This is a genomic window from Acinetobacter baumannii (assembly GCF_009759685.1).
Taxonomy (GTDB): Bacteria; Pseudomonadota; Gammaproteobacteria; order Pseudomonadales; family Moraxellaceae; genus Acinetobacter; species Acinetobacter baumannii.
Window position 1 is genome coordinate 2580636 of record NZ_CP046654.1, and the last position, 20033, is coordinate 2600668.

At 39.2% G+C, this 20033-nt stretch carries 18 protein-coding genes; 10 read left to right on the forward strand and 8 right to left on the reverse strand.

Translation table 11 applies throughout. The features are described from left to right. Window positions 1–271: 271 nt before the first annotated feature. The 5 genes from GO593_RS12350 (at window position 272) to GO593_RS12370 (ending at window position 3911) form a co-directional block, all read left to right on the forward strand. Entirely contained in the window at window positions 272–1735 is a 1464-nt protein-coding gene (locus GO593_RS12350; protein ID WP_000041930.1) for an amino acid permease, read from the forward strand. Window positions 1736–2002: 267 nt separating this feature from the next. Beyond that, window positions 2003–2377 (forward strand): hypothetical protein, encoded by a 375-nt coding sequence (locus GO593_RS12355; protein WP_001984926.1) that lies wholly within the window; start codon window positions 2003–2005, stop codon window positions 2375–2377. Between the two features lie 72 nt (window positions 2378–2449). Then, window positions 2450–2896: a DUF4265 domain-containing protein gene (locus GO593_RS12360; RefSeq protein WP_001060374.1), complete on the forward strand. Its 447-nt coding sequence runs from the start codon at window positions 2450–2452 to the stop codon at window positions 2894–2896. Between the two features lie 51 nt (window positions 2897–2947). Further along, window positions 2948–3280 carry a hypothetical protein gene (locus GO593_RS12365; RefSeq protein WP_000332832.1) on the forward strand — a complete coding sequence of 111 codons (333 nt, stop codon included), beginning with the start codon at window positions 2948–2950 and terminating at the stop codon, window positions 3278–3280. 73 nt (window positions 3281–3353) lie between these two features. Further along, window positions 3354–3911: a hypothetical protein gene (locus GO593_RS12370; RefSeq protein WP_000564984.1), complete on the forward strand. Its 558-nt coding sequence runs from the start codon at window positions 3354–3356 to the stop codon at window positions 3909–3911. Between the two features lie 34 nt (window positions 3912–3945). On the opposite strand, the gene GO593_RS12375 is transcribed toward GO593_RS12370, so the two are convergent. Continuing rightward, on the reverse strand, window positions 3946–5406 hold the full coding sequence (locus GO593_RS12375) for a coniferyl aldehyde dehydrogenase (protein ID WP_000438219.1): 1461 nt from the start codon (window positions 5404–5406) through the stop codon (window positions 3946–3948). 129 nt (window positions 5407–5535) lie between these two features. Between GO593_RS12375 and GO593_RS12380 the strand changes: the two genes are divergently transcribed. Further along, window positions 5536–6606, forward strand: coding sequence for an AraC family transcriptional regulator (locus tag GO593_RS12380; protein WP_001125598.1), 1071 nt, complete (start codon window positions 5536–5538; stop codon window positions 6604–6606). A 15-nt stretch (window positions 6607–6621) separates the two neighbouring features. Here the strand turns inward: GO593_RS12380 and GO593_RS12385 are convergent, their stop codons facing one another. From GO593_RS12385 to GO593_RS12395, 3 genes are all read right to left on the reverse strand, one after another. Continuing rightward, window positions 6622–7518, reverse strand: coding sequence for a DMT family transporter (locus GO593_RS12385; protein ID WP_001181019.1), 897 nt, complete (start codon window positions 7516–7518; stop codon window positions 6622–6624). A 126-nt stretch (window positions 7519–7644) separates the two neighbouring features. After that, window positions 7645–9192: a galactarate dehydratase gene (gene garD / locus GO593_RS12390; protein ID WP_000917354.1), complete on the reverse strand. Its 1548-nt coding sequence runs from the start codon at window positions 9190–9192 to the stop codon at window positions 7645–7647. Between the two features lie 70 nt (window positions 9193–9262). Next, window positions 9263–10621, reverse strand: coding sequence for an MFS transporter (locus GO593_RS12395; protein ID WP_000369462.1), 1359 nt, complete (start codon window positions 10619–10621; stop codon window positions 9263–9265). A gap of 285 nt (window positions 10622–10906) precedes the next feature. Here GO593_RS12395 and gudD point away from each other — a divergent pair, with 285 nt between their 5' ends. The 4 genes from gudD (at window position 10907) to GO593_RS12415 (ending at window position 15889) form a co-directional block, all read left to right on the forward strand. Continuing rightward, window positions 10907–12241 carry a glucarate dehydratase gene (gene gudD, locus GO593_RS12400; protein ID WP_000235940.1) on the forward strand — a complete coding sequence of 445 codons (1335 nt, stop codon included), beginning with the start codon at window positions 10907–10909 and terminating at the stop codon, window positions 12239–12241. Window positions 12242–12404: 163 nt separating this feature from the next. Next, the gene (gene kdgD, locus GO593_RS12405; RefSeq protein WP_000339250.1) at window positions 12405–13316 is read left to right on the forward strand and encodes a 5-dehydro-4-deoxyglucarate dehydratase; all 912 of its coding nucleotides are present in this window, start codon (window positions 12405–12407) and stop codon (window positions 13314–13316) included. Window positions 13317–13346: 30 nt separating this feature from the next. Then, entirely contained in the window at window positions 13347–14933 is a 1587-nt protein-coding gene (locus GO593_RS12410) for an aldehyde dehydrogenase (NADP(+)) (RefSeq protein WP_000042110.1), read from the forward strand. A 242-nt stretch (window positions 14934–15175) separates the two neighbouring features. Continuing rightward, on the forward strand, window positions 15176–15889 hold the full coding sequence (locus tag GO593_RS12415; RefSeq protein ID WP_000092890.1) for a FadR/GntR family transcriptional regulator: 714 nt from the start codon (window positions 15176–15178) through the stop codon (window positions 15887–15889). Window positions 15890–15953: 64 nt separating this feature from the next. Here GO593_RS12415 and GO593_RS12420 read toward each other — a convergent pair whose 3' ends face one another. From GO593_RS12420 to GO593_RS12435, 4 genes are read right to left on the reverse strand one after another with little or no spacing between them, the layout of a single operon-like run. Further along, complete coding sequence (locus tag GO593_RS12420; RefSeq protein WP_001110022.1) at window positions 15954–17705, reverse strand: tannase/feruloyl esterase family alpha/beta hydrolase; 1752 nt, start codon at window positions 17703–17705, stop codon at window positions 15954–15956. A 33-nt stretch (window positions 17706–17738) separates the two neighbouring features. Further along, on the reverse strand, window positions 17739–18128 hold the full coding sequence (locus GO593_RS12425) for a PaaI family thioesterase (protein ID WP_000372407.1): 390 nt from the start codon (window positions 18126–18128) through the stop codon (window positions 17739–17741). 40 nt (window positions 18129–18168) lie between these two features. Further along, window positions 18169–18705 (reverse strand): DUF3237 domain-containing protein, encoded by a 537-nt coding sequence (locus GO593_RS12430; protein ID WP_000758292.1) that lies wholly within the window; start codon window positions 18703–18705, stop codon window positions 18169–18171. 57 nt (window positions 18706–18762) lie between these two features. After that, the gene (locus GO593_RS12435) at window positions 18763–20007 is read right to left on the reverse strand and encodes an OprD family porin (protein ID WP_000041313.1); all 1245 of its coding nucleotides are present in this window, start codon (window positions 20005–20007) and stop codon (window positions 18763–18765) included. Between the last annotated feature and the right edge of the window lie 26 nt (window positions 20008–20033).

Genomic DNA, 20033 nt, shown 5'->3' on the forward strand with positions numbered 1-20033 from the left:
AAAGATAATTCAATAAAATGTGTAATTAATTTATATGTTTTAAGAATTTTTCAAAATTATATTTTTAAATGCAGGCTAATATAATAATGAAGGAAAGGAATGATGAATAATTTTTATTGTTATAGGTGATAGCTTTTAAAAAGGAATTTATAAGGTTTTAAATGATTTAATAATATTTTTAATATGATTTAATGGACTAAATTAATAATCATATAATTTATTTATTATTAAAGCATTTACGACGGTTACTATAAATTGGAGTAAATATTACATGAGTAAGAATAAAGGAAAGCAATTCCTGGAAGGAGATCTTCTTGGTAGTCAACATATGACTGAGCAAGAAGAAGAGAAATTGCAGCGCTCATTGACAAATCGTCATATTCAAATGATCGCAATCGGTGGTGCAATTGGTACTGGATTATTTATGGGTTCCGGGAAAACATTAAGTGTTTCGGGTACTTCAATTGTTTTAACCTATTTAATTATTGGTTTTTTCTTTTTCTTCGTAATGCGGGCAATGGGTGAATTGTTGCTTGCGAATACCAATTTTAAAACATTCGCCGATTTTGCAACGGCTTATCTGGGTCCATGGGCGGGGTTTTTCCTTGGTTGGTCCTACTGGTGTAACTGGATTATTACAGCCATTGCCGATGTAATCGTGATCGGGGGGTATATGCAGTTTTGGTATCCTGATTTACCTGTTTGGATTCCGGCATTTACTTCATTGGCGATCTTAACCATACTCAACTTTGTGGCTGTGCGGCTTTTTGGTGAACTTGAGTTTTGGTTCTCCCTCATCAAAATTACCGCAATTATTCTGTTTATTCTGGCGGGTATTTATTTAATAGGTACCGGATTTACTTCTCCAAATGGGGTTAAGGCCTCGATGAGCCATTTATTTGAAACAGAATCGATGTTTCCTTATGGTGTAACAGGTTTCTTGGCTGGTTTCCAAATTGCCATATTTGCGTTTGTAGGTATTGAACTTGTTGGTACAACTGCCGCTGAGACCAAAGACCCGCATAAATCACTTCCAAAAGCGATTAACTCTATTCCTTTACGCATTTTATTGTTCTACGTGGGCGCGTTGGTTTGTATTATTGCAGTCACATCTTGGGCAAAAGTTTCACCAGAAAAAAGCCCGTTTGTAGAAATGTTTACCTTGGTTGGATTACCAATTGCGGCAGGTTTAATCAACTTTGTTGTTGCGACTTCAGCTTTATCTTCTGCAAACAGTGGAATCTTTGCAACTAGCCGGATGCTATACGGTTTGGCTTTAGACAACGATGCACCTAAAAGCTTTAGTAAGCTGTCAAAAAGAAAAGTTCCAATTCGCGGACTCGTATTTTCAATGGCATGCGTAACGGTTGGTACTTCTATTTTATTTATTGTGCCTAATGTCATGACCGCGTTTACGATTATCTCAGCACTCACTTCAATTTTATGTATTTTTACGTTTATGTTGATTGTGCTTTCATATATTTATTATCGTAAGAAAAGTCCTGAGCTACATATCCAGTCAAAATATAAAATGCCAGGTGGTTTATTTATGGCATGGATGACCATGTTGTTTTTAGTGTTTACTATCGTAATTTTGGCTTTAGACCATGATACTTTAATTGCACTTGAGTGTTCACCAATCTGGTTTATAGGTTTATTTATTGCTTATAAATATAAAAAGAAAAAGATGTTGCAGCTTGATATCTTAAAAGCTCAAAAGGTTGATTATATTTAAGCTAGAGGATGAAACATTTTTAAAGCTAGGCGCATGTCTAGCTTTTTTATTTTTAAAATAAGGAGCTAATTAAAAGATAAAACTTAAAGAAGAATATTAACTAAAATAGATAGGTGATATATAAATTAAATTTTAAAAGAGATATGATGAAAATTATAAATGTGTTTATATATACTACTTATAGATACTAATCACCTAGAAAATAGTTGAGAAATAATAATGTTTGAAATAACCCCATATGTGGGAGCTAGTTTAATTAAGTTTGGTATGAAAAGAGAAGAAGTAAGAAAGGTTTTTTCTGAGTATGAGCCTAGAGCATTTTGGCGAAATTCTTATTCAGAGTCTGCTACTGATGGCTATGATGAAATTGGTATTAATATATATTATGATAGTGCTGATAAAACTATAGCATTAGAATTTTATGAACCCGCTCAAGTTGCTTTTAATGGTATAGAGATATTTAATATTTCTGCATCAGAAGCTTATAAACTAATGGCTTCATTAGATAAAGATATTGCTATTGATGGGGATGGTCTAACTTCATTTAAATTTGGGATAGGCTTTTGTGAGCCGAATTATGAAGAAGAACCATTTTTACCAGTTGAAGCAATTATAATATTTATAGAAGGATATTATGATTAAATCTATAAGGGGAAAATAGTATTTAAAATATATATCATTTAAACAACAAATATTTAAATAAAAGGTTATATCATGAATAATAAAAAAATTGTAATAGACTACTTAGATAAAAACAATGAACTCTCAAAAGAGTTAATATGGGGAGAGATGTGCAAGACTGATCAATACTTTGTTAGAAGTATTCCTTTCTTTGCGCCTAACCTTGCATTTAATGATCTTATTCAGGTTGAAATGGATGATAAAACGCTCTATTTTGATGATTTAATAAAGCCATCTAATAATTCAACATTAAGAATTGTATTTTTAAATAACGATATTAAATATATTGAAAAAATATTAACTACTTTGGAGTCTCATTTATGTGGTTGGGAGGGGTTTGAAGGTGGACTCTATTATGCAATTAATATACCTAAAAAGGTTGATTATGCTCTAATTAAAAAATGTTTAGATGATAAGAGTGATTTTCTTGATTATGAGGAATCATGCTTGTCAGATAAGCATTCAAGTGATTTGTTTTAGCTTTTACAATTATTTTAAAATATTAAAAATGAAAGAGAGGAGAATTTAGCCATGTGTGATATTGATAATTTAAATGGAAAATTTGTTAAATATGATCAATTATACTCTATTAATATATATTTTGATTATTTTGATGGAGTCTATAATTTAGATATGGTTTTAGCCAAAGATTTATCGGATATATATAGTGAAAAAATAAAAATTAGATTCTTTAATATTACTAATCTTTGTCTGAATGATGTTGGTAATAGGTTTACTCAGTTTTGTAGAATGTATATTGAGAAAAATTTAGATGGATGGGATGGTGTTAAATACAACTTAAATCAATTAGAAGAGGATAGAATTCTCTTTAAATTTTTTAACTTTGAATTGTTGGAAGAGTAATTTTTATAAAATAGTAAATTTTTCATTTGGAAATTTATTTAGTCTATATATAAATTAATTTATTGAGAAGAAAATGATCGATTTTGTTAAAGAACTATCTGCCTGCCGTGTTGAGGGAACAAAACTTCCTTTTTATCCTGAAAAAGTACAAGGTTATACTGAGAAAGAGGTAGAGTTGATTGCTAAAAATCTTAATCTTGATATACATGGACAATTTAGAGAATTTCTTCTTCAAATGGGGAGGTGTTCTGGGGGATTAATATGGAGTGATGAGTTCTATATGTATAAAAATTTATGGAACCCAAACAAGTTTAGACATGCTCAACAATCTGAAAAAGAAGATTTGGGTTATATATTAACAAGTAAAGGTAAACTAGATCCTGTTGATATGAAAATGTTTTACTTATCAAGAGAGTATGAGACATATTTTTACTATCTATTAACTGCTGAAAATGATGACTTTATATGGTCATTACATGATGCTGACGACTGTGTATTAGAAAAAACAAATATAACTTTATTAGAGTATTTAAAAGATTATGTTTTTGAAAAAACTAAAAGAAATCGATTTGTAGATTTTGGTTTAACAGAAGAACAAATTAATAGATCTATTACAGGTCGTTTGTTATAGAAAAAGCCTCATTACGAGGCTTTTTCTATAATGGTTACTTAATATTTGGATCGCCTTTTTTCAAGAAAAAGCGAATCGCTAACTTTTGAAGGAATGTTCCATAAGGAGGGTGGAAAAGCTGAGTCGGGAAAAACCGATGACGAATAAATACAGTTTTTGCATGTGAAAGTTCGCGGAAACCTTCTTCGCCATGATATGAACCCATACCTGAGTTGCCGATACCCCCGAAAGGAGCATCATGGTTAACTACATGCCAACCCCAGTCATTGATGGTCACACCACCCGAATGAGTTTCACGTAAAATCCGGTCGCGTTCTACTGAGCTATGCGTAAAGCAATAAAGTGCTAAAGGCCGTTCGTCCGATTTCACATAGGTAATCGCATCATCTAAAGAATCATAAGCCACCACAGGTAAAATAGGGCCAAAGAGTTCTTCTTTCATAATCCGCATGTCTGGCGTGCAATTCAGCACAATGTGCACAGGCATCCTGCGACCTTGTTGGTCAAAGCTATAAGTATCGCAAGGAATAATAAGGGCACCTTTTTCTTGCGCATCGGTCAAAATATCTTGAATACGTTTTAAATGGCGGTCGTTCACAATGGATGTGTAATTCTCATTATTTTCAATGTTTTGACCAAACATTTTTATAAAGCTTGATTTCGCAGCTTCAACAAATTCATCAATACTTTCTTTGGGAACCAACGCGTAGTCAGGCGCTACACAGATTTGACCACTATTAGTTGCTTTGCCATGGGTAATACGTTTTGCCGCATCGGCAAGTGGGTAATTACGGCTCACAATGGCCGGTGATTTGCCACCTAACTCAAGTGTAACAGGTGTTAGATTTTCAGCAGCAGCTCGCATGACGACTTTGCCAATGGCAGGAGAACCTGTAAATACAATATGGTTAAATGGCAAAGAGGTAAATCTTGCTGGGTCTGTAATTTCTTCACCAAAAACCGCCACTTCATCTTCATTAAAGACTTCAGCAAGCATGCGTCTTAGCATTGCATTGGTATTCGGTGTAATTTCAGGGAGTTTAATCATGACTCGGTTGCCCGCAGCCAAAGCTGCAATGAGCGGGCCAAGTGCTAAATAAACGGGGAAATTCCAAGGAACAATCACACCAACCACGCCTTTAGGTTGGTATTGCACACTTAAACGGTTCGATAAAAATAAAAGCTCGGTACGGCGTTTACTTGGACGCATCCAGCGGCGTAAATGATGAATCGCATGATCAGCTTCCAACACAGAACCAAGCAAATCTAGTAGTTTAGATTCATCGAGTGATCTTGAACTAAAGTCAGCATTAATCGCGGCAGCCAAAGCATCTTGATAACGGATAATTTGTTTTTTAAGTTTATGCAGTTTTGTGCGGCGTGCTTCAAGACTTGGGTAAGGATCTGCCTCAAAATTGGCACGTTGTTTGGAAAAAATAAGTTCCATATGTTCAGTGGCAGAGCCGCTATATTCTTTTAAGGTGGACTGTTCCATTATTATTCCTTCCATACTTTTGCTTATCATACTTTATGCTTGAAGCGTCATATGGTCGATGTTAAATTGAGACAACAAGAGGTAGTTTAGTGCCATTATGCACGTCACTCTAGGGATGGTGTGAATTAAATGCCTAAAAATATTTATAAAAATGCAAATAGTGTTATCGAAGGAAATTATGATAATACACTCTTGGGTGCCAATACATATTTGCTAGGTTTAACCAGTTTATTTGATGAAATGGGTTTGCAAGGCCATTCAATATCCGATGTTTTATCTGGCACGAATATTTCAACAGATGAGATAAATCAATCCTCTTTATATATTTCCCAAGTCCAAAAAATTCAGCTATTTCAAAATATTCAAAAGCTATCACATGATCCACTCATTGGTCTGCGCGCAGGGCAAAAGCAGCGGTTGTCTGATTTTGGGGTATATGGCTATGCGTTATATTCCTCACGTAATTTTAGACAAGCGGTAGAGCTTGGTATCCGACACATTAAGCTTGCAGGGCCTATTTTAAAGAAGTCATTTTATATTCGAGATGATGTTGCCATTTTTGAAGGGCAGGACATTATTGCACTTGGTAAACTTTTGCCTTTAGTGTGCGAGTTTTGGTTTAGCTCCATGCAAACCTTAATTGAACGTGTGCTTGAAGGACCATTTCAAGCGAAGAAGCTTTTATTGCCCTATCCAGCGCCTGACTATGCAGAAGAATATGAAAAAATTTTTCATTGTCCTGTTCAGTTTAATGCTGGGGTGATGCAATGGCACTTTGATTTAAAGTGGCTCGATGTACCTTGCCCAAATGCCAACCCGATTACCGCTGATATGTGTAAGTCGTTTTGTGAGCGGATGTTAGGTGCTGCTGAACTTGAGGAGCCCGAGTTGGTGAAAACAATCCGTTTAATATTATTGGATGGAATAGGGCTTTTTCCATCGGCTCAAGAAATGGCCGAACGCTTACATATGTCAAAGAGGACCTTACATCGACGCTTGGCAGGGTTTAATTTGACTTACCAAGAGTTGTTAGATGAGACTCGGCGCCGTCTTGCGGATGAATATTTGCGAGAAACAACTTTAACCGTAGATGAAATTGCCGAAAGAATTGGCTTTTCAGATACTTCTAATTTTAGAAAAGCCTATCGCCACTGGACGGGCATTTCACCAAATGAGTATCGAATACAGTATCTAAATTAGAATCAGGTATGCCGGCTATTTAAATCGAGAAAGTAACTTTTTCTGCAAAAATGGATTACAGAGCAAAATGGCAAATAAAATAATAAATATGCCGATAATGCTAAACAGATCCGGTAATTCATGCCAAAAAACAAATCCCCATATTCCTGCAAAAATAATAGCAATGTAATTCATGGGGCCAATTTGTCCTGCTGGCGCTAAGCTATAGGCATAAGACATAAATAGTTGGCTAATGTTTGCTAAAAGTCCTGCGGCAATCAGTAGGCTTAATTCGTGCCAAGTGAAAATACGCCAATGCCAAAACATCGGAATAGAGGAAATTAAACTACCAAAAATACAGAAGTAAAAAACAATACGTTCAGGCGGCTCTGTACTGGTTAAAGCTCTTACGGTGACAAAAGCCATTGCTGATAAAAAGCATGCACCCAAGCCAATAAAAGATAGTGCATTAAATAAACCTTGGTCGGGTTTAGCGACAAATAAAACCCCAACGAGCCCAATAACAGCAGCAAAAATCATCGATTTAGTAATTTTTTCTTTTAAGAAAAGCCATGCAATCAGTGGAATAAAGATAGGAGATGAGTAACTAAAAACCATAGCATTCGATAGTTTTAAGTTCGCAATAGCATAGAAAAAACCATACATTGCGGCTAGCCCGACAATACTTCGCCACGTATGCATCCAGAGTTTATCGGTTTTAATAAAGTCTAAACCTTGTTTAAAGAGCATCGGAATAAAAATAAATAAACCCACTGCATTTCTAAAAAACACGACGGTCGCGTTATCTACCGTTTGTGAAGCAAAACGAATGCACACTCCCATAATGGAAAACAATAACGCTGATGTCATAAGACAAAGCAGCGCTTTTCCAAGTTGAGTTGAGGGGAGATTTGAAGCAGTCTGATTTTGCATAGAGAAATAGAGTTCTTAATTTTCGATGTTATTTTAGCAGCGATGTTAAGTTTTGGTGAAATGTGTCGTAATTAATAGGGGAAATGTGAAAAAGATGAGGTGATATGCCTCATCTTTTAAACCTTATTAGGTCACTGGTGCAGGGTTAAATACAGCGAGTGAGTTATGAATACCCCAACGGTCCGACCACGTTTGTTTCTCACCGCTAGCCACGAGTAAAATCAGCTCAAAAAGTTCCCAGCCCACTTCTTCAATAGTTTTCTTCCCAATCGCAATATCGCCAGCACTGATATCAATCAGGTCATACCAACGGTTTGCAATATTGTTTCGGCTTGCCATTTTAATGACAGGTACGGCTGCTAACCCATAGGGTGTACCGCGGCCTGTGGTAAAGACTTGAACGGTAATACCCGATGCCATTTGCTGCGTACCACAGATAAAGTCACTCGAAGGGGTGGCCGCAAAAATTAAACCCTTTTTAGTCGGTCTTTGGCCCGGTGCGAGAACTTCTACAATCGGTGAACGGCCCGATTTTGCAATTGATCCCATCGCTTTTTCTACAATGTTATTCAGTCCACCTTTTTTATTGCCGGGTGTGGTATTGGCACTTCGGTCTACTTGGCCTGCTGCTAAGTAGTCATCGTACCATTTCATTTCCCGAATTAGATCTTTGGCAACTTGTTCATTTGCTGCACGTGGAGTAAGTAGGTGAATACCATCGCGGACTTCCGTAACTTCAGAGAACATGACTGTACCGCCACATTGCACAATCAAGTCAGCTGCGAAACCAACGGCAGGGTTAGAGGTAACTCCGGAAAATGCATCACTCCCACCACATTGCATGCCTACAACTAATTCAGAGGCTGGAACTTCTTCTCGAGTACGTTGATTAAGCTTTTCAAGGTGTTGTTCTGCCACGGTTAAAATATGGTTCACCATACTTTCAAAACCGTTGTGGCGCTCATCTTGCAATTGAATAATATCTTCGTTTGCTAGGGGAATATATTTGTTTTCTTTAGGAATATTTAAAAGTCGTTCGGGTTGCATTTTTTCGCAGCCCAGACTCACCACCATAATTTCTCCACCAAAATTAGGGTTGAGTGCAAGGTTATGTATGGTACGAATAGGAACAATTGCAGCGGGTGCATCGATTGCCACACCACAACCATATAAATGGTTTAATCCAACTACACCATCTACATTTGGATATTTCGGAAGTAAATCACGTTCAATAATTTTAACGACATAATCGACAATACCCTCTACACAGTTAACACTGGTCGTAATACCTAAAATATTTTTTGTGCCGACGCTGCCATCCTTATTTTTATAACCTTTAAATGTATATCCGGTCAGTGGAGGAAGCTTAGGATCGGGGCGAGTTGCTAATTCAAGATCATCTAGCTCAGGTGCCTCTGGCATTTGGGTAACGGCTTCATTCACCCAAGAACCTGCGGTTAAATCTTTATTGGCATAGCCAATGATTTCGCCATAACGAACAATTGCTTCACCTTGCTTTAACGGCTCCAATAAAACCTTATGTCCTTGTGGTACTTCATCAACCAAGGTGAGTTGGTATTCTTCAATATATGTAGAGGATGGTAAGCCACCGTCATTGACCACAATGGCTACATTATCGAGAGGACTGATTCTTATTAGGAGAGGCTTCAGCATGATCGTTCCTTGTATACATTTGAAGAGAGGTCATAACGCTTAATGTGTTTAAGCGTTATGGTGTAAAGGTTTAAGAAGTAGGTTTTAATTCGAAACGCTGAATTTTACCGACAATAACGGTATAGCAAATGACAGCTGCGATGGCATGTACACCGACATAAGTTAATGCAAGGTTGAAAGAGCCAGTACTTGCCAAGATATAGCCGATCACAATTGGGGTCACGATTCCTGCTGTATTACCAAATGCATTCATCATTCCACCTGATAAACCAACCATTTCTTTGGGTGCAACGTCAGACATCACTGCCCAACCTAAAGAGCCGATTCCTTTACCGAAGAATGATAAGGACATAAAGAATACAATTGCTGCTTGAGAATCTACGTAATTACATAAAATAATTGAGGTTGAAACCAAGAAGCCGACTACGATAGGGAGCTTTCTCGAAAAGCTTAAGCTGTAATTCATTCGAATTAACTTATCTGAAATTAAGCCACCTAAAATTCCGCCTACAAAGCCACAGAGTGCTGGTGCAACCGCTGCAAAACCCGCTTCTAAAATGCTGAGATGTCTTTCTTTGACAAGGTAAACAGGGAACCAAGTCAAGAAAAAATAGGTCAGTGTATTTACACAATATTGGCCAATAAAAATACCGAGCATCATACGTGAAGCAAGAAGTTGTTTAACTTTACTCCAAGTAATTTTCTCTTTTTTAGCGTTTTGGCTGTTTTCGCCCATATCGAGTAAAGCACCTTCTGAAGCAATGTATTTTACTTCTTCAGGATTTACTGTTGGATGATTGGTCGGGCTATAAATGACCTTGAGCCAGATAAAGGAAAGAATGATTCCTAAACCACCCATGACCCAGAAAATAGACTGCCAGTGGACGGTTGCAACAAGCCAGCCCATGAGGGGAGCGAAAAGTACGGTCGAGAAATAAGAGGATGAGTTAAAAATGGCAGCGGCAGTTCCACGTTCTTTTGTTGGAAACCATGCAGCAGCAATTTTACTGTTACCCGGAAAAGCAGGTGACTCAGACAGACCGACTAAAAATCTGAGTATAAAGAGCGAAGTAATGATGGTTGCAGTATCACCTAAAATGTCGGTAAAACCGATTAAAACAGTGAACAAAGACCATAAAAACAGGCTCCAGAAATATACACGGCGAGCACCAAACTTATCGAGTAGCCAGCCGCCTGGAATTTGACCAATCACATAGGCCCATGCAAAGGCCGAGAAAATATATCCCATAGTGACTGAGTCAATTCCCAGTTCATGAGACATTGGCGTTGCTGCCATTGAGAGAGTTGCACGATCACCGTAATTAAAAGCCGTGACCAAAAAAATCATCGCAAGAATGTAATAGCGAGTTTTTGTATGCTTGGCTCTTTGCTGAGTCACTACAGCAATATTTGTTTGCAGATTATCCATATACAAACTCTTTTTAATAATCGACCTATTTGCATATCCGTGAAATAGGTGACGTCATGTCAAATTCATCGATAGAATAGATGAGAAAACGGAATGTTGTATCTACTCTATAGTCCTAATTCTAAAACCGCGCCTTTAGATGTATGACATCATATGATTAAAAATATTATTTTGGCAAGTAGGCTCGAAAAATAATTTTTGTGCGAGTTTATATTGACAAGTTGTCTGATGTCTTATAAGTTTTGGTAATGAAAAAATAGTATCAGTATGCCAAGGAGTATTTTAATGGCGACCTCTACACCTCTTGTTAAATCCATTCGAGCAATCCCTGTTGCTGGGCATGACAGTATGCTGCTCAATTTGAGTGGTGCCCATGGACCTTATTTCACTCGTAATATACTCATCATTGAAGATAACTCTGGCAATATTGGTGTAGGTGAAATTCCAGGCGGAGAGAAAATTTTAGCGACATTAAATGATGCTAAAGCCTTGGTAGAAGGGCAGCCGATTGGTGAATATAAAAACTTGCTCAAAAAAATTCAGCAAACTTTTGCCGATCGTGACAGTGGTGGTCGAGGCAATCAAACCTTTGATTTACGTACCACAATTCATGTTATAACGGCCTATGAATCGGCATTACTTGATTTGCTTGGTAAGCATTTAAATGTAAATGTTGCAAGTTTACTTGGTGAAGGGCAACAACGTAGTGAAGTTGAAGTATTAGGGTATTTATTCTTTATTGGTGACCGCAAACAGACTTCATTAGACTATGCGACTACACCTCAACATAACCATGATTGGTATAAAGTTCGTCATGAAAAAGCGTTAACACCTGAGGCTGTGCAGAGTTTAGCAGAAGCATCTTATGACCGTTATGGTTTTAAAGACTTTAAGTTAAAAGGTGGCGTGTTACAGGGCGAACAAGAAGCTGAGGCAGTAACTGCAATTGCGCGCCGTTTCCCGGATGCACGTGTGACGCTTGATCCAAATGGTGCGTGGTTTTTAGATGAAGCAATTGCTTTAGGTAAACATTTAAAAGGTGTGCTGGCCTATGCAGAAGACCCGTGTGGTGCAGAGCAAGGTTATTCAAGCCGTGAAATTATGGCTGAGTTTAAGCGAGCAACGGGGTTACCGACCGCCACGAATATGGTTGCGACCGACTGGCGGGAAATGTCGCATAGTATTCAATTGCAAGCTGTTGATATTCCATTAGCTGACCCGCATTTCTGGACATTGGAAGGTTCGGTGCGTGTTTCTCAGTTATGTAAAATGTATAACTTAACGTGGGGATCGCATTCAAATAATCACTTTGATATTTCCCTTGCCATGTTTACCCATGTTGCGGCGGCTGCCGTGGGTAATGTGACTGCAATTGATACGCACTGGATTTGGCAAGAAGGTACAGATCAACTGACTAAAGCACCGCTTGAAATTAAAGACGGTAAAATTCAGGTACCAACAGCACCGGGACTTGGCGTCGAACTTGATTGGGATCGAATTAATCGAGCCCATGAACTTTATAAGTTAAAAGGTTTAGGAGCTCGTAATGATGCGGATGCGATGCAATTTCTGATTCCTAATTGGACTTTTAATAATAAAAAGCCATGTTTGGTTCGTTAATCTGACTCGATTCGTATTTAAATATTGAATTGATAGCTGTCCTTTGGGGCAGCTTTTTTATTGCTATAAAAAAAATTAATTTTAAAAAGAAAAAAGATATTGAAAGAAATTAGATTGATGATGTAAGATGTCTGACAACATAAACACGTATGGAAACTTGCAAATGGATGCTCTTGAGTTAAAAAACATTATTTCTGATGGTTTACTGTCTTTCCCGGTAACAGATTTCGATCAAAACGGAGATTTTAATAAATCTTCTTATGCAAAACGTCTTGAGTGGTTAGCTCCATACGGCGCCAGTGCTTTATTTGCTGCAGGTGGTACAGGTGAGTTTTTCTCATTAACTGGCAATGAATATTCTGAAGTAATTAAAACTGCGGTAGATACATGCAAAGGCAGTGTACCGATTATTGCTGGGGCAGGTGGTCCGACACGTCAGGCGATTGAACAGGCAAAAGAAGCGGAACGTTTAGGGGCACACGGTATTTTGTTAATGCCACATTACTTAACTGAAGCAAGCCAAGAAGGTTTAATTGAACACGTTAAGCAAGTATGTAACTCAGTAGACTTTGGCGTAATTTTTTATAACCGTAGCGTATCAAGATTAAATCTCGATTCGATCCAAAAGTTAACTGAGATGTGCCCGAACTTAATCGGTTTTAAAGACAGCTCTGGTCAAATCGATATGATGACGGCAGTGACTCAAACTATTGGAGACCGTTTGTCATATTTAGGTGGCTTGCCGACAGCAGAAGTTTTTGCAGCGCCATATAAAGCCTTAGGTTGCCCAGTTTATTCATCAGCTGTATTTAACTTTATTCCAAAGACTGCTATGGAGTTTTATAACGCGCTTCGCAGTGATGACTTTGAAACAACCAATCGTTTGATTAAAGATTTCTTCTTGCCACTGATTAAAATTCGCGACCGTAAATCAGGTTATGCGGTAAGTATGATTAAAGCAGGTGCCAAAATTGTTGGGCATGATGCAGGCCCTGTGCGTCCACCATTAAGTGATTTAACTCAAGCAGACTATGAAGATTTGGCTGCGCTCATTGCGACACTTGGTCCGCAATAATTCTAACTGTTTAGGTATTGGAGCTTTAAAATGAGTAAAAATAACGGTCGGCAGTTTATTAATGGTCAACGCGTTGCTGTAAATGCGCCAGCTCTAGAAAGTATAGCTGCAAAAGACTATCAACCAACAGGTTATGTATTTAGTCAGGCAACACTTGAAGAAGTAGATCAGGCTGCTCAAGCTGCACATAACGCTTTTTTAGTTTATAGCCAAACGACTCAAGAACAACGTGCCTCTTTTCTTGAGGAAATTGCTCGCCAAATTGAAGCATTACGTGCGAACCTGCAAGAAGTCGCTTCACTTGAAACAGGCTTACCACTTGCTCGTCTTCAAGGAGAGACAGGCCGTGTTACTGGTCAGCTTCGACTATTTGCTGAACTTTTACGCCGTGGCGATTTTTATGGTGCTCGTATTGATGTGGCATTGCCAGAACGTAAGCCTTTACCGCGTGTTGATTTGCGTCAGTATAAAGTTGGGGTAGGACCAGTTGCCGTATTTGGCGCGAGTAATTTCCCACTTGCATTTTCAACTGCAGGCGGTGATACCGTAGCTGCTTTAGCAGCAGGGTGTCCGGTTGTCTTTAAAGCACACTCTGGCCATATGGCGACTGCTGAGCTTGTTGCAGAAGCCATTGAAAAAGCAATTGAAGTTTGCGGTATGCCTAAAGGCACATTCAATATGATTTTTGGCGGCCGTATTGGTGCAAACTTGGTGGAACATCCCCTCATTCAAGCAGCTGGTTTTACAGGTTCACTTGAAGGAGGAATGGCGCTTTATAACCTTGCGCAGAGCCGCCTTCAGCCGATTCCATTTTTTGCTGAAATGTCGAGTGTGAACCCTGTGGTGGTTTTACCTGAAGCACTTCATTCACGTGGTGAACAAATCGCACAAGATACGGTTGCTTCTTTTAATATGGGGTGTGGCCAGTTCTGTACAAAACCCGGTCTAATTTTAGGTGTAAAAGGCCCCGAGTTTGACCGCTTTATTACAGCTTTAGTTGAAAATACGCAGAAAGCTGTGCCTCAGGTTATGTTGAATGAAGGTACTTTAAAAAGCTATCGAACTGGTATTGATGCATTAATAAATGAAGCTGGTTTTGAGGTCATTGCATCGGGTCAGGAACCTGAGTTGGTTTCTCAAGCAAAAGCACATCTGTTTAAAGCGGACCAATCTGTTTTATTGTCAGGCAACCCAAAACTACAACATGAAGTTTTCGGACCGATGTCGATTGTGATTGCGGTCGAAGATGAAGCCACTCTGTTGAAGGGTATTGAAGCTTTAGGTGGACAGCTTACAGCAACCATTATTGGTGATGAAAACGAATTGTCTAAGGCAGGCGAGCTTCTTGATTTGTTAACTCGTAAAGCTGGCCGTGTATTGTTTAACGGTTTCCCAACAGGCGTAGAGGTATCGGATGCTATGGTACATGGTGGCCCTTTCCCTGCAACCAGTGATGCCCGTGGCACTTCGGTAGGTACGGGAGCAATTGAGCGTTTCTTGCGTCCGGTATGCTTCCAAAATACGCCACAAGTATTATTACCCGATGCATTAAAAGACAGTAATCCGCTACAGATTACTCGTCTGGTCAATGGGCAGTTAACTCAGGCCCAAATTTAAAAATGGTGCAGCTTAATCAAGAGTATTGAGCTGCATATTTTTTAACTTATTCAATGAATTGTTAAATATTTAAATAAGCACAAATTGCTTACTTTTTAAATATGAGTAGTGGTTTAATAAGTGAGAGAAAATATTTTATTTTTAATAACTTAGGGATCTAAAAACCGAATATGACTATCGGCTAAGTTTATAGTAAAATGAATTTTATAATTTTTTTCAACATTTCATGAGTTCTTCAGATTATGTCTAGCGCAATTAAACCTAGATCAACAAAAAAACTAAGCCAGATTATTGTAGAACAACTGATCGAAAAAATTCAGTCTGGAGAATTTAAAGTTGGAGAAAAGATCCCGACCGAACTTGAATTAATTGAAACTTTTGAAGTAAGCCGTTCTGTCATTCGCGAAGCAATTACTGAGTTGCGTTCATTAGGATTTGTCGAGACTCGTCACGGAATTGGTACTTTTGTCAAAGAGCAGACAGTTGAGCAAAATTTTCTGTTGTCTAATGCCAGTTTAGAAACCATTAATGACATTATTTCCTTGCTTGAGCTTAGGATTAGTCTTGAATCTGAAGCTGTCTTTTTAGCATCTGAGCGCCGTAAGCAAATCCACATCGATAAAATGAAAGCTGCGCTTGAAGACTTTGAACGACATATTTCTTCAGATGCAAATGATGGTACGGTAAAAGCTGACTATGATTTCCATATTGCCATTGCTGAAGCTTCTGAAAACCAATATTTCGTTGATTTTTTAAAGTATCTTGGCGAAAAAATTATTCCACGTGCGCGTGTTAAATCTATTGAGCAAAGTCCTGAAAATCGCGAAGAATATTTAAAAGCGGTTCACCATGATCATGTCAATATTTATAACGCAATTGTCGATCAGGATGGTTTGTTGGCTAGACAAATGATGCGAGCTCATTTGTCTAAAAGTATTAAAAAGTTTAAGCAGTAAAGCTTGAGCTAAGATTAAGATAAAAAAGAGAGCCTGTTTAGCTCTCTTTTAATTTTATAGGGTGTTATTTACAGCTAAAGTTTTCGGCTTTTTCGCTATCGCCTTGACCATTGTAACGAGCAATCAGTGGGTAAGGACAAAGTGGACGGGTACGGTCTGGTGCCCAGTCTGGTGGAAGTTCAGTATTCACTTGACCACTCGGGTTACCTGCACCGCGTGCAGTTGCAATGATTTTGTCAGGTGCTTGCCCATATTCGACCCAATTAACTAAAGCAGTCAATGCGTCAAATTGGTCGGTCGCAATGCCATCACGGGTATGGTTCATACCCGGAACTCTAAAGAAACGCGCAAATTCAGGCGCTGTACCTTTCGCATCATATTTATAGTGTTGTAGCAGTTGATCGTACCAATTTTGGGTGTCATCTACAGAGAAAACGCCATCTGCTGTGCCTTGTACTACAATCATTTTTCCACCGTGATTACGGAGTTTATCTAGATTGAGTTCATCGGGTGGCATCATGAATGACATGGAACTTTCGGTATAGACATCATTGGTTGCCGAGAGTTTTGGATAGTCGGTATCGAAGTTAAAATTAAAGGCAAATTGTCTAGAGTTTTGAGTCACAGTTGGGTCTGGTGGAACCTGAAAAAGAATGCCGACTGCAACGGGGTCACGCGCTGTTCCCACCGAAGATTCAAATTTCCAGCTTGCCCAGTTACTACCGACTAAACCCGGGTCGAAAGGTTGGGTTGCATAGAGTGCTTGTCCAGCCGAATTTACAGGACCACGGTAAATGTTGGCTAATACATCAATTTGTTCGGTACTTAAACAAGTACCATCTCTTGTGCTTGAGCAAACGGGTACATGCTTATGAATATCAAAAGCTGTACGACAAGATTCGACATCTTGAACCAGTCCATCTGCAACACCGTCTAAAGCATCGCATCGATCTAAAATCGCTTTTGCTAATACTTTACGCTCTGAAAGAGTAAGTGCGGTACTTAAGTCATTTTCATCTGTTGCGACACGACGGAGCTGCTGTGCTGTATAGAGTTGAGCCGCAGCTGCACGAGGTAAGTGAAAACCTGGTGTACTTGCTAAAATTCCATCATATTGGTCGCCCAAACGAGTTGCAGCAATCATGGCATGACGCCCACCGTTAGATGTACCGCCTGCATAGGAGCGGTCTGGCAATTTACCATATGCGGCTTTAATTAGGTTTTTTGCCATAGGCGTGAGTTTGGTAATTGCACCATAACCGTAGTCAATTCTGGCTTGAGGGTCTAAACCAAACATTGGATTTTGTGAAGCATTATGTCCTGCGTCGGAAGAAATGACCGCAAAACCATCATGTAGGGCATTGGTGAGTGGACCGCCGCTGCCGACCTGACCCGTTGCAGGCACTATGTTGCCATCGGTTCCGCCATTACCTTGATAGAGGAAACGGCCGTTCCAATCAACAGGTAAACGCATTTCAAAACCAATTTGATAAGTTTGTCCATCGACAGGGCTTACCCGTTGATCCATATAACCTTTGACCAAACAATGTGCGCCAATCGGTTTGTTGGCGACAGTCAATGTACCTGCTTCTTGAAGGGTAGCTGAGCTAATAACGGTATTGTTGTACTGAAATCCGAGTAAGTCTGAACAGCTTCCTGTCATTTTTACGCCAACAGCAGGAGATAACTGCGGTGGTTTGGTTGTTGACGGAACCGTTGTGTCATCATTATCACTTCCACAGCCTGCCAAAGAACCAAGTATGGCAAGCACCAAAGCGGAGCGGGTCAAAATTCGTTTATTGTTGGTGTAATTCATTTATTCATATCCTTATTGAATGAATGTTTGTAATTAATCTAAAACCAGAAAATTAGCTGTGCTTCGTGCAATCATTTTGTTGTTTTGCCAAGCTTCACTTTCGAGATTCAGTACGGTTTTGCCTTGTTTAATGAATCGGCATTTTGTAATGACTTCGCCCACAGCACAGGGCCTTAAAAAATCCATTGTTAAGGTGATGGTGGTGGCTGGTTTACGGTCATTAGCGAAATATGCAAAAAGTCCCATCACATCATCAAGCATGGCGCAGATCATGCCGCCTTCAACGGTGCCGCGTGGATTGGTAAAGCATTCTAGCGCCGTGTAGTGGATGGTGAGTTCAGTGTTTTGGTCATTCCAATGGATATTATGTCCACCCAAATGGTGATGGATGGGCGGTAAGTGTTCTAAAGTTTTTTGATCCATAATGAAGGCTCCATCCTTTTTGTAGGTGTTATAAAAATTATTATTTCAGGGTATAGGCATCATAAATAACTGCTTTACCCAAGCGCATTGCACTGCCTACCGCAACGGTCTGATTGAGCCATAAATATTTTGGTGAGCTGGTTTCAAACTGCATGGTAATTTTGAAATAGTAGTTTTTCGGGTCCACATCTTTGCCTTGGGCAAGCTGTTTTAGCGTCTCTGCCGAGCCATGGCGGTAACCTTTGGTTTGAAGGTAAATAAGCGCACCATCATCGGTTTCTAACAAATATCGCGTATCAATAATGGCTAATCCTTTACTGTCGACAATTTGCCAATCTGCGCCATTATTTAAAATGCGGCCTTTAAGTGATTTTCCTTCAAATGTCCCGCCCGTAATGGGAATAATTCGGCGTTTACCTGCATCACTGGTTGTGCCTAATTCCCAAACAGGCGCATTTAGATCAACACTAAATTTTGCTAAAGGCTCAAGCTGAATAGGTGGTGGGTTATATTGCGTTTCGGCATGAGTCAGGCCAATGAAATAAATTCCGCAGAGTAGCGTTACAACTTTCTTCATGATGAATTTCCCGAAATAAAAAGAGGTACTATGCGTGATAGAACCTCTGGTTTTGAATTATTTAAATTTCCATGTGTAGTCGATGTTGATACGGGTTTCGTTTACAGGTTTGATATTGGCTGTAGAGAGCATGTTGTTGTCATAAATGGCATAGCGCGCGCGTAGCCCTAGATTTTTTAACCAGCCACTTTGAACGGTGTAGCCTAAATCAAAGTCTGTTTCGCGTTCTTTTAGATTGGTTCCACCTAAGTTGGGTGCATAAATATTGTGACCTGTGGTGTAACGAGTCATAAAACGTAAACCCGGTACATAATCTTTAAAGTCATATTCATAACGGAAGCTATAGGCTTTTTCTTTTGGGTTTAAAAACTCACCTGGCCATGTATCAATGAGTAGACCCGTTTCACCTCCCGTTAAATACGGGAACGCGGTGTCGCCGTGATGTTGGAAGGTTCCAAAAATAAATTTATGGTTTTGATGTTTGAGTTCAAAATGCGCATGATAGAGGTCATTATCGACTAAGCCTGCTTTTGCCTGTCCGTCATCTCGGCTGCGGTAGTAACGTAATTGAGAGCTAAAATTAGTGGTGTCATTAATTTTGTGTTGGTGTAAAGCGCCGACCATGGTTTGGTTATAAAGATCATCAACATCCATGTAAAAAGCGGTGAGCTTGAGTGCAGGATTAAACTGATAGTTTCCACCTAAATAATAAAGTCCATCAGTTTCGGCGCCTTTAAATCGTCCATTTACGCCTGAAATTTTAATTTTCTCATAGTTGGTCGAATCCCGATGATTCACTTTATCGAGGTAGGCTGCTTGTAAATCAAAATCTTTAATATCTTTACTGGTCAGTGAAATGCCTCGATAGGTTTGAGGAAGCAAACGGGCAGGTGAAGCCACTAAAACAGGGTTCATTGGCATTAACGTACCGATGCGTAGCTCGGTCTGACTCATTTTAGCTTTTGCTGTGACCCCAATTTCCCCATAAGAGTCGGCAGGTTCATTGGTGCGGGTGTCTCTAGGTAAGTTTCCTGTACCTCCGTGCTCGGCATCGAGTTTAAAACCCGCCGTTGCAAGCACATCCAGCCCGAAACCGACAGTCCCTTCGGTATAACCTGAATTGGCTTTAAGAATAAACCCTTGTGTCCAGTCCTTGGCAGCAGGGTAAGCGGATTGCTCTTGGTAGTCGCGGTCAAAATAGAAATTTCGCGTGGTGAGTTCTACTGAACTGTTATCAATAAAACTGCCAGCCCACACTGAACTTGAGAGCATAAGGGTAGAGTACATCCATAATTTCGACATAGCATTTCTTCCTGAAATATCATTTT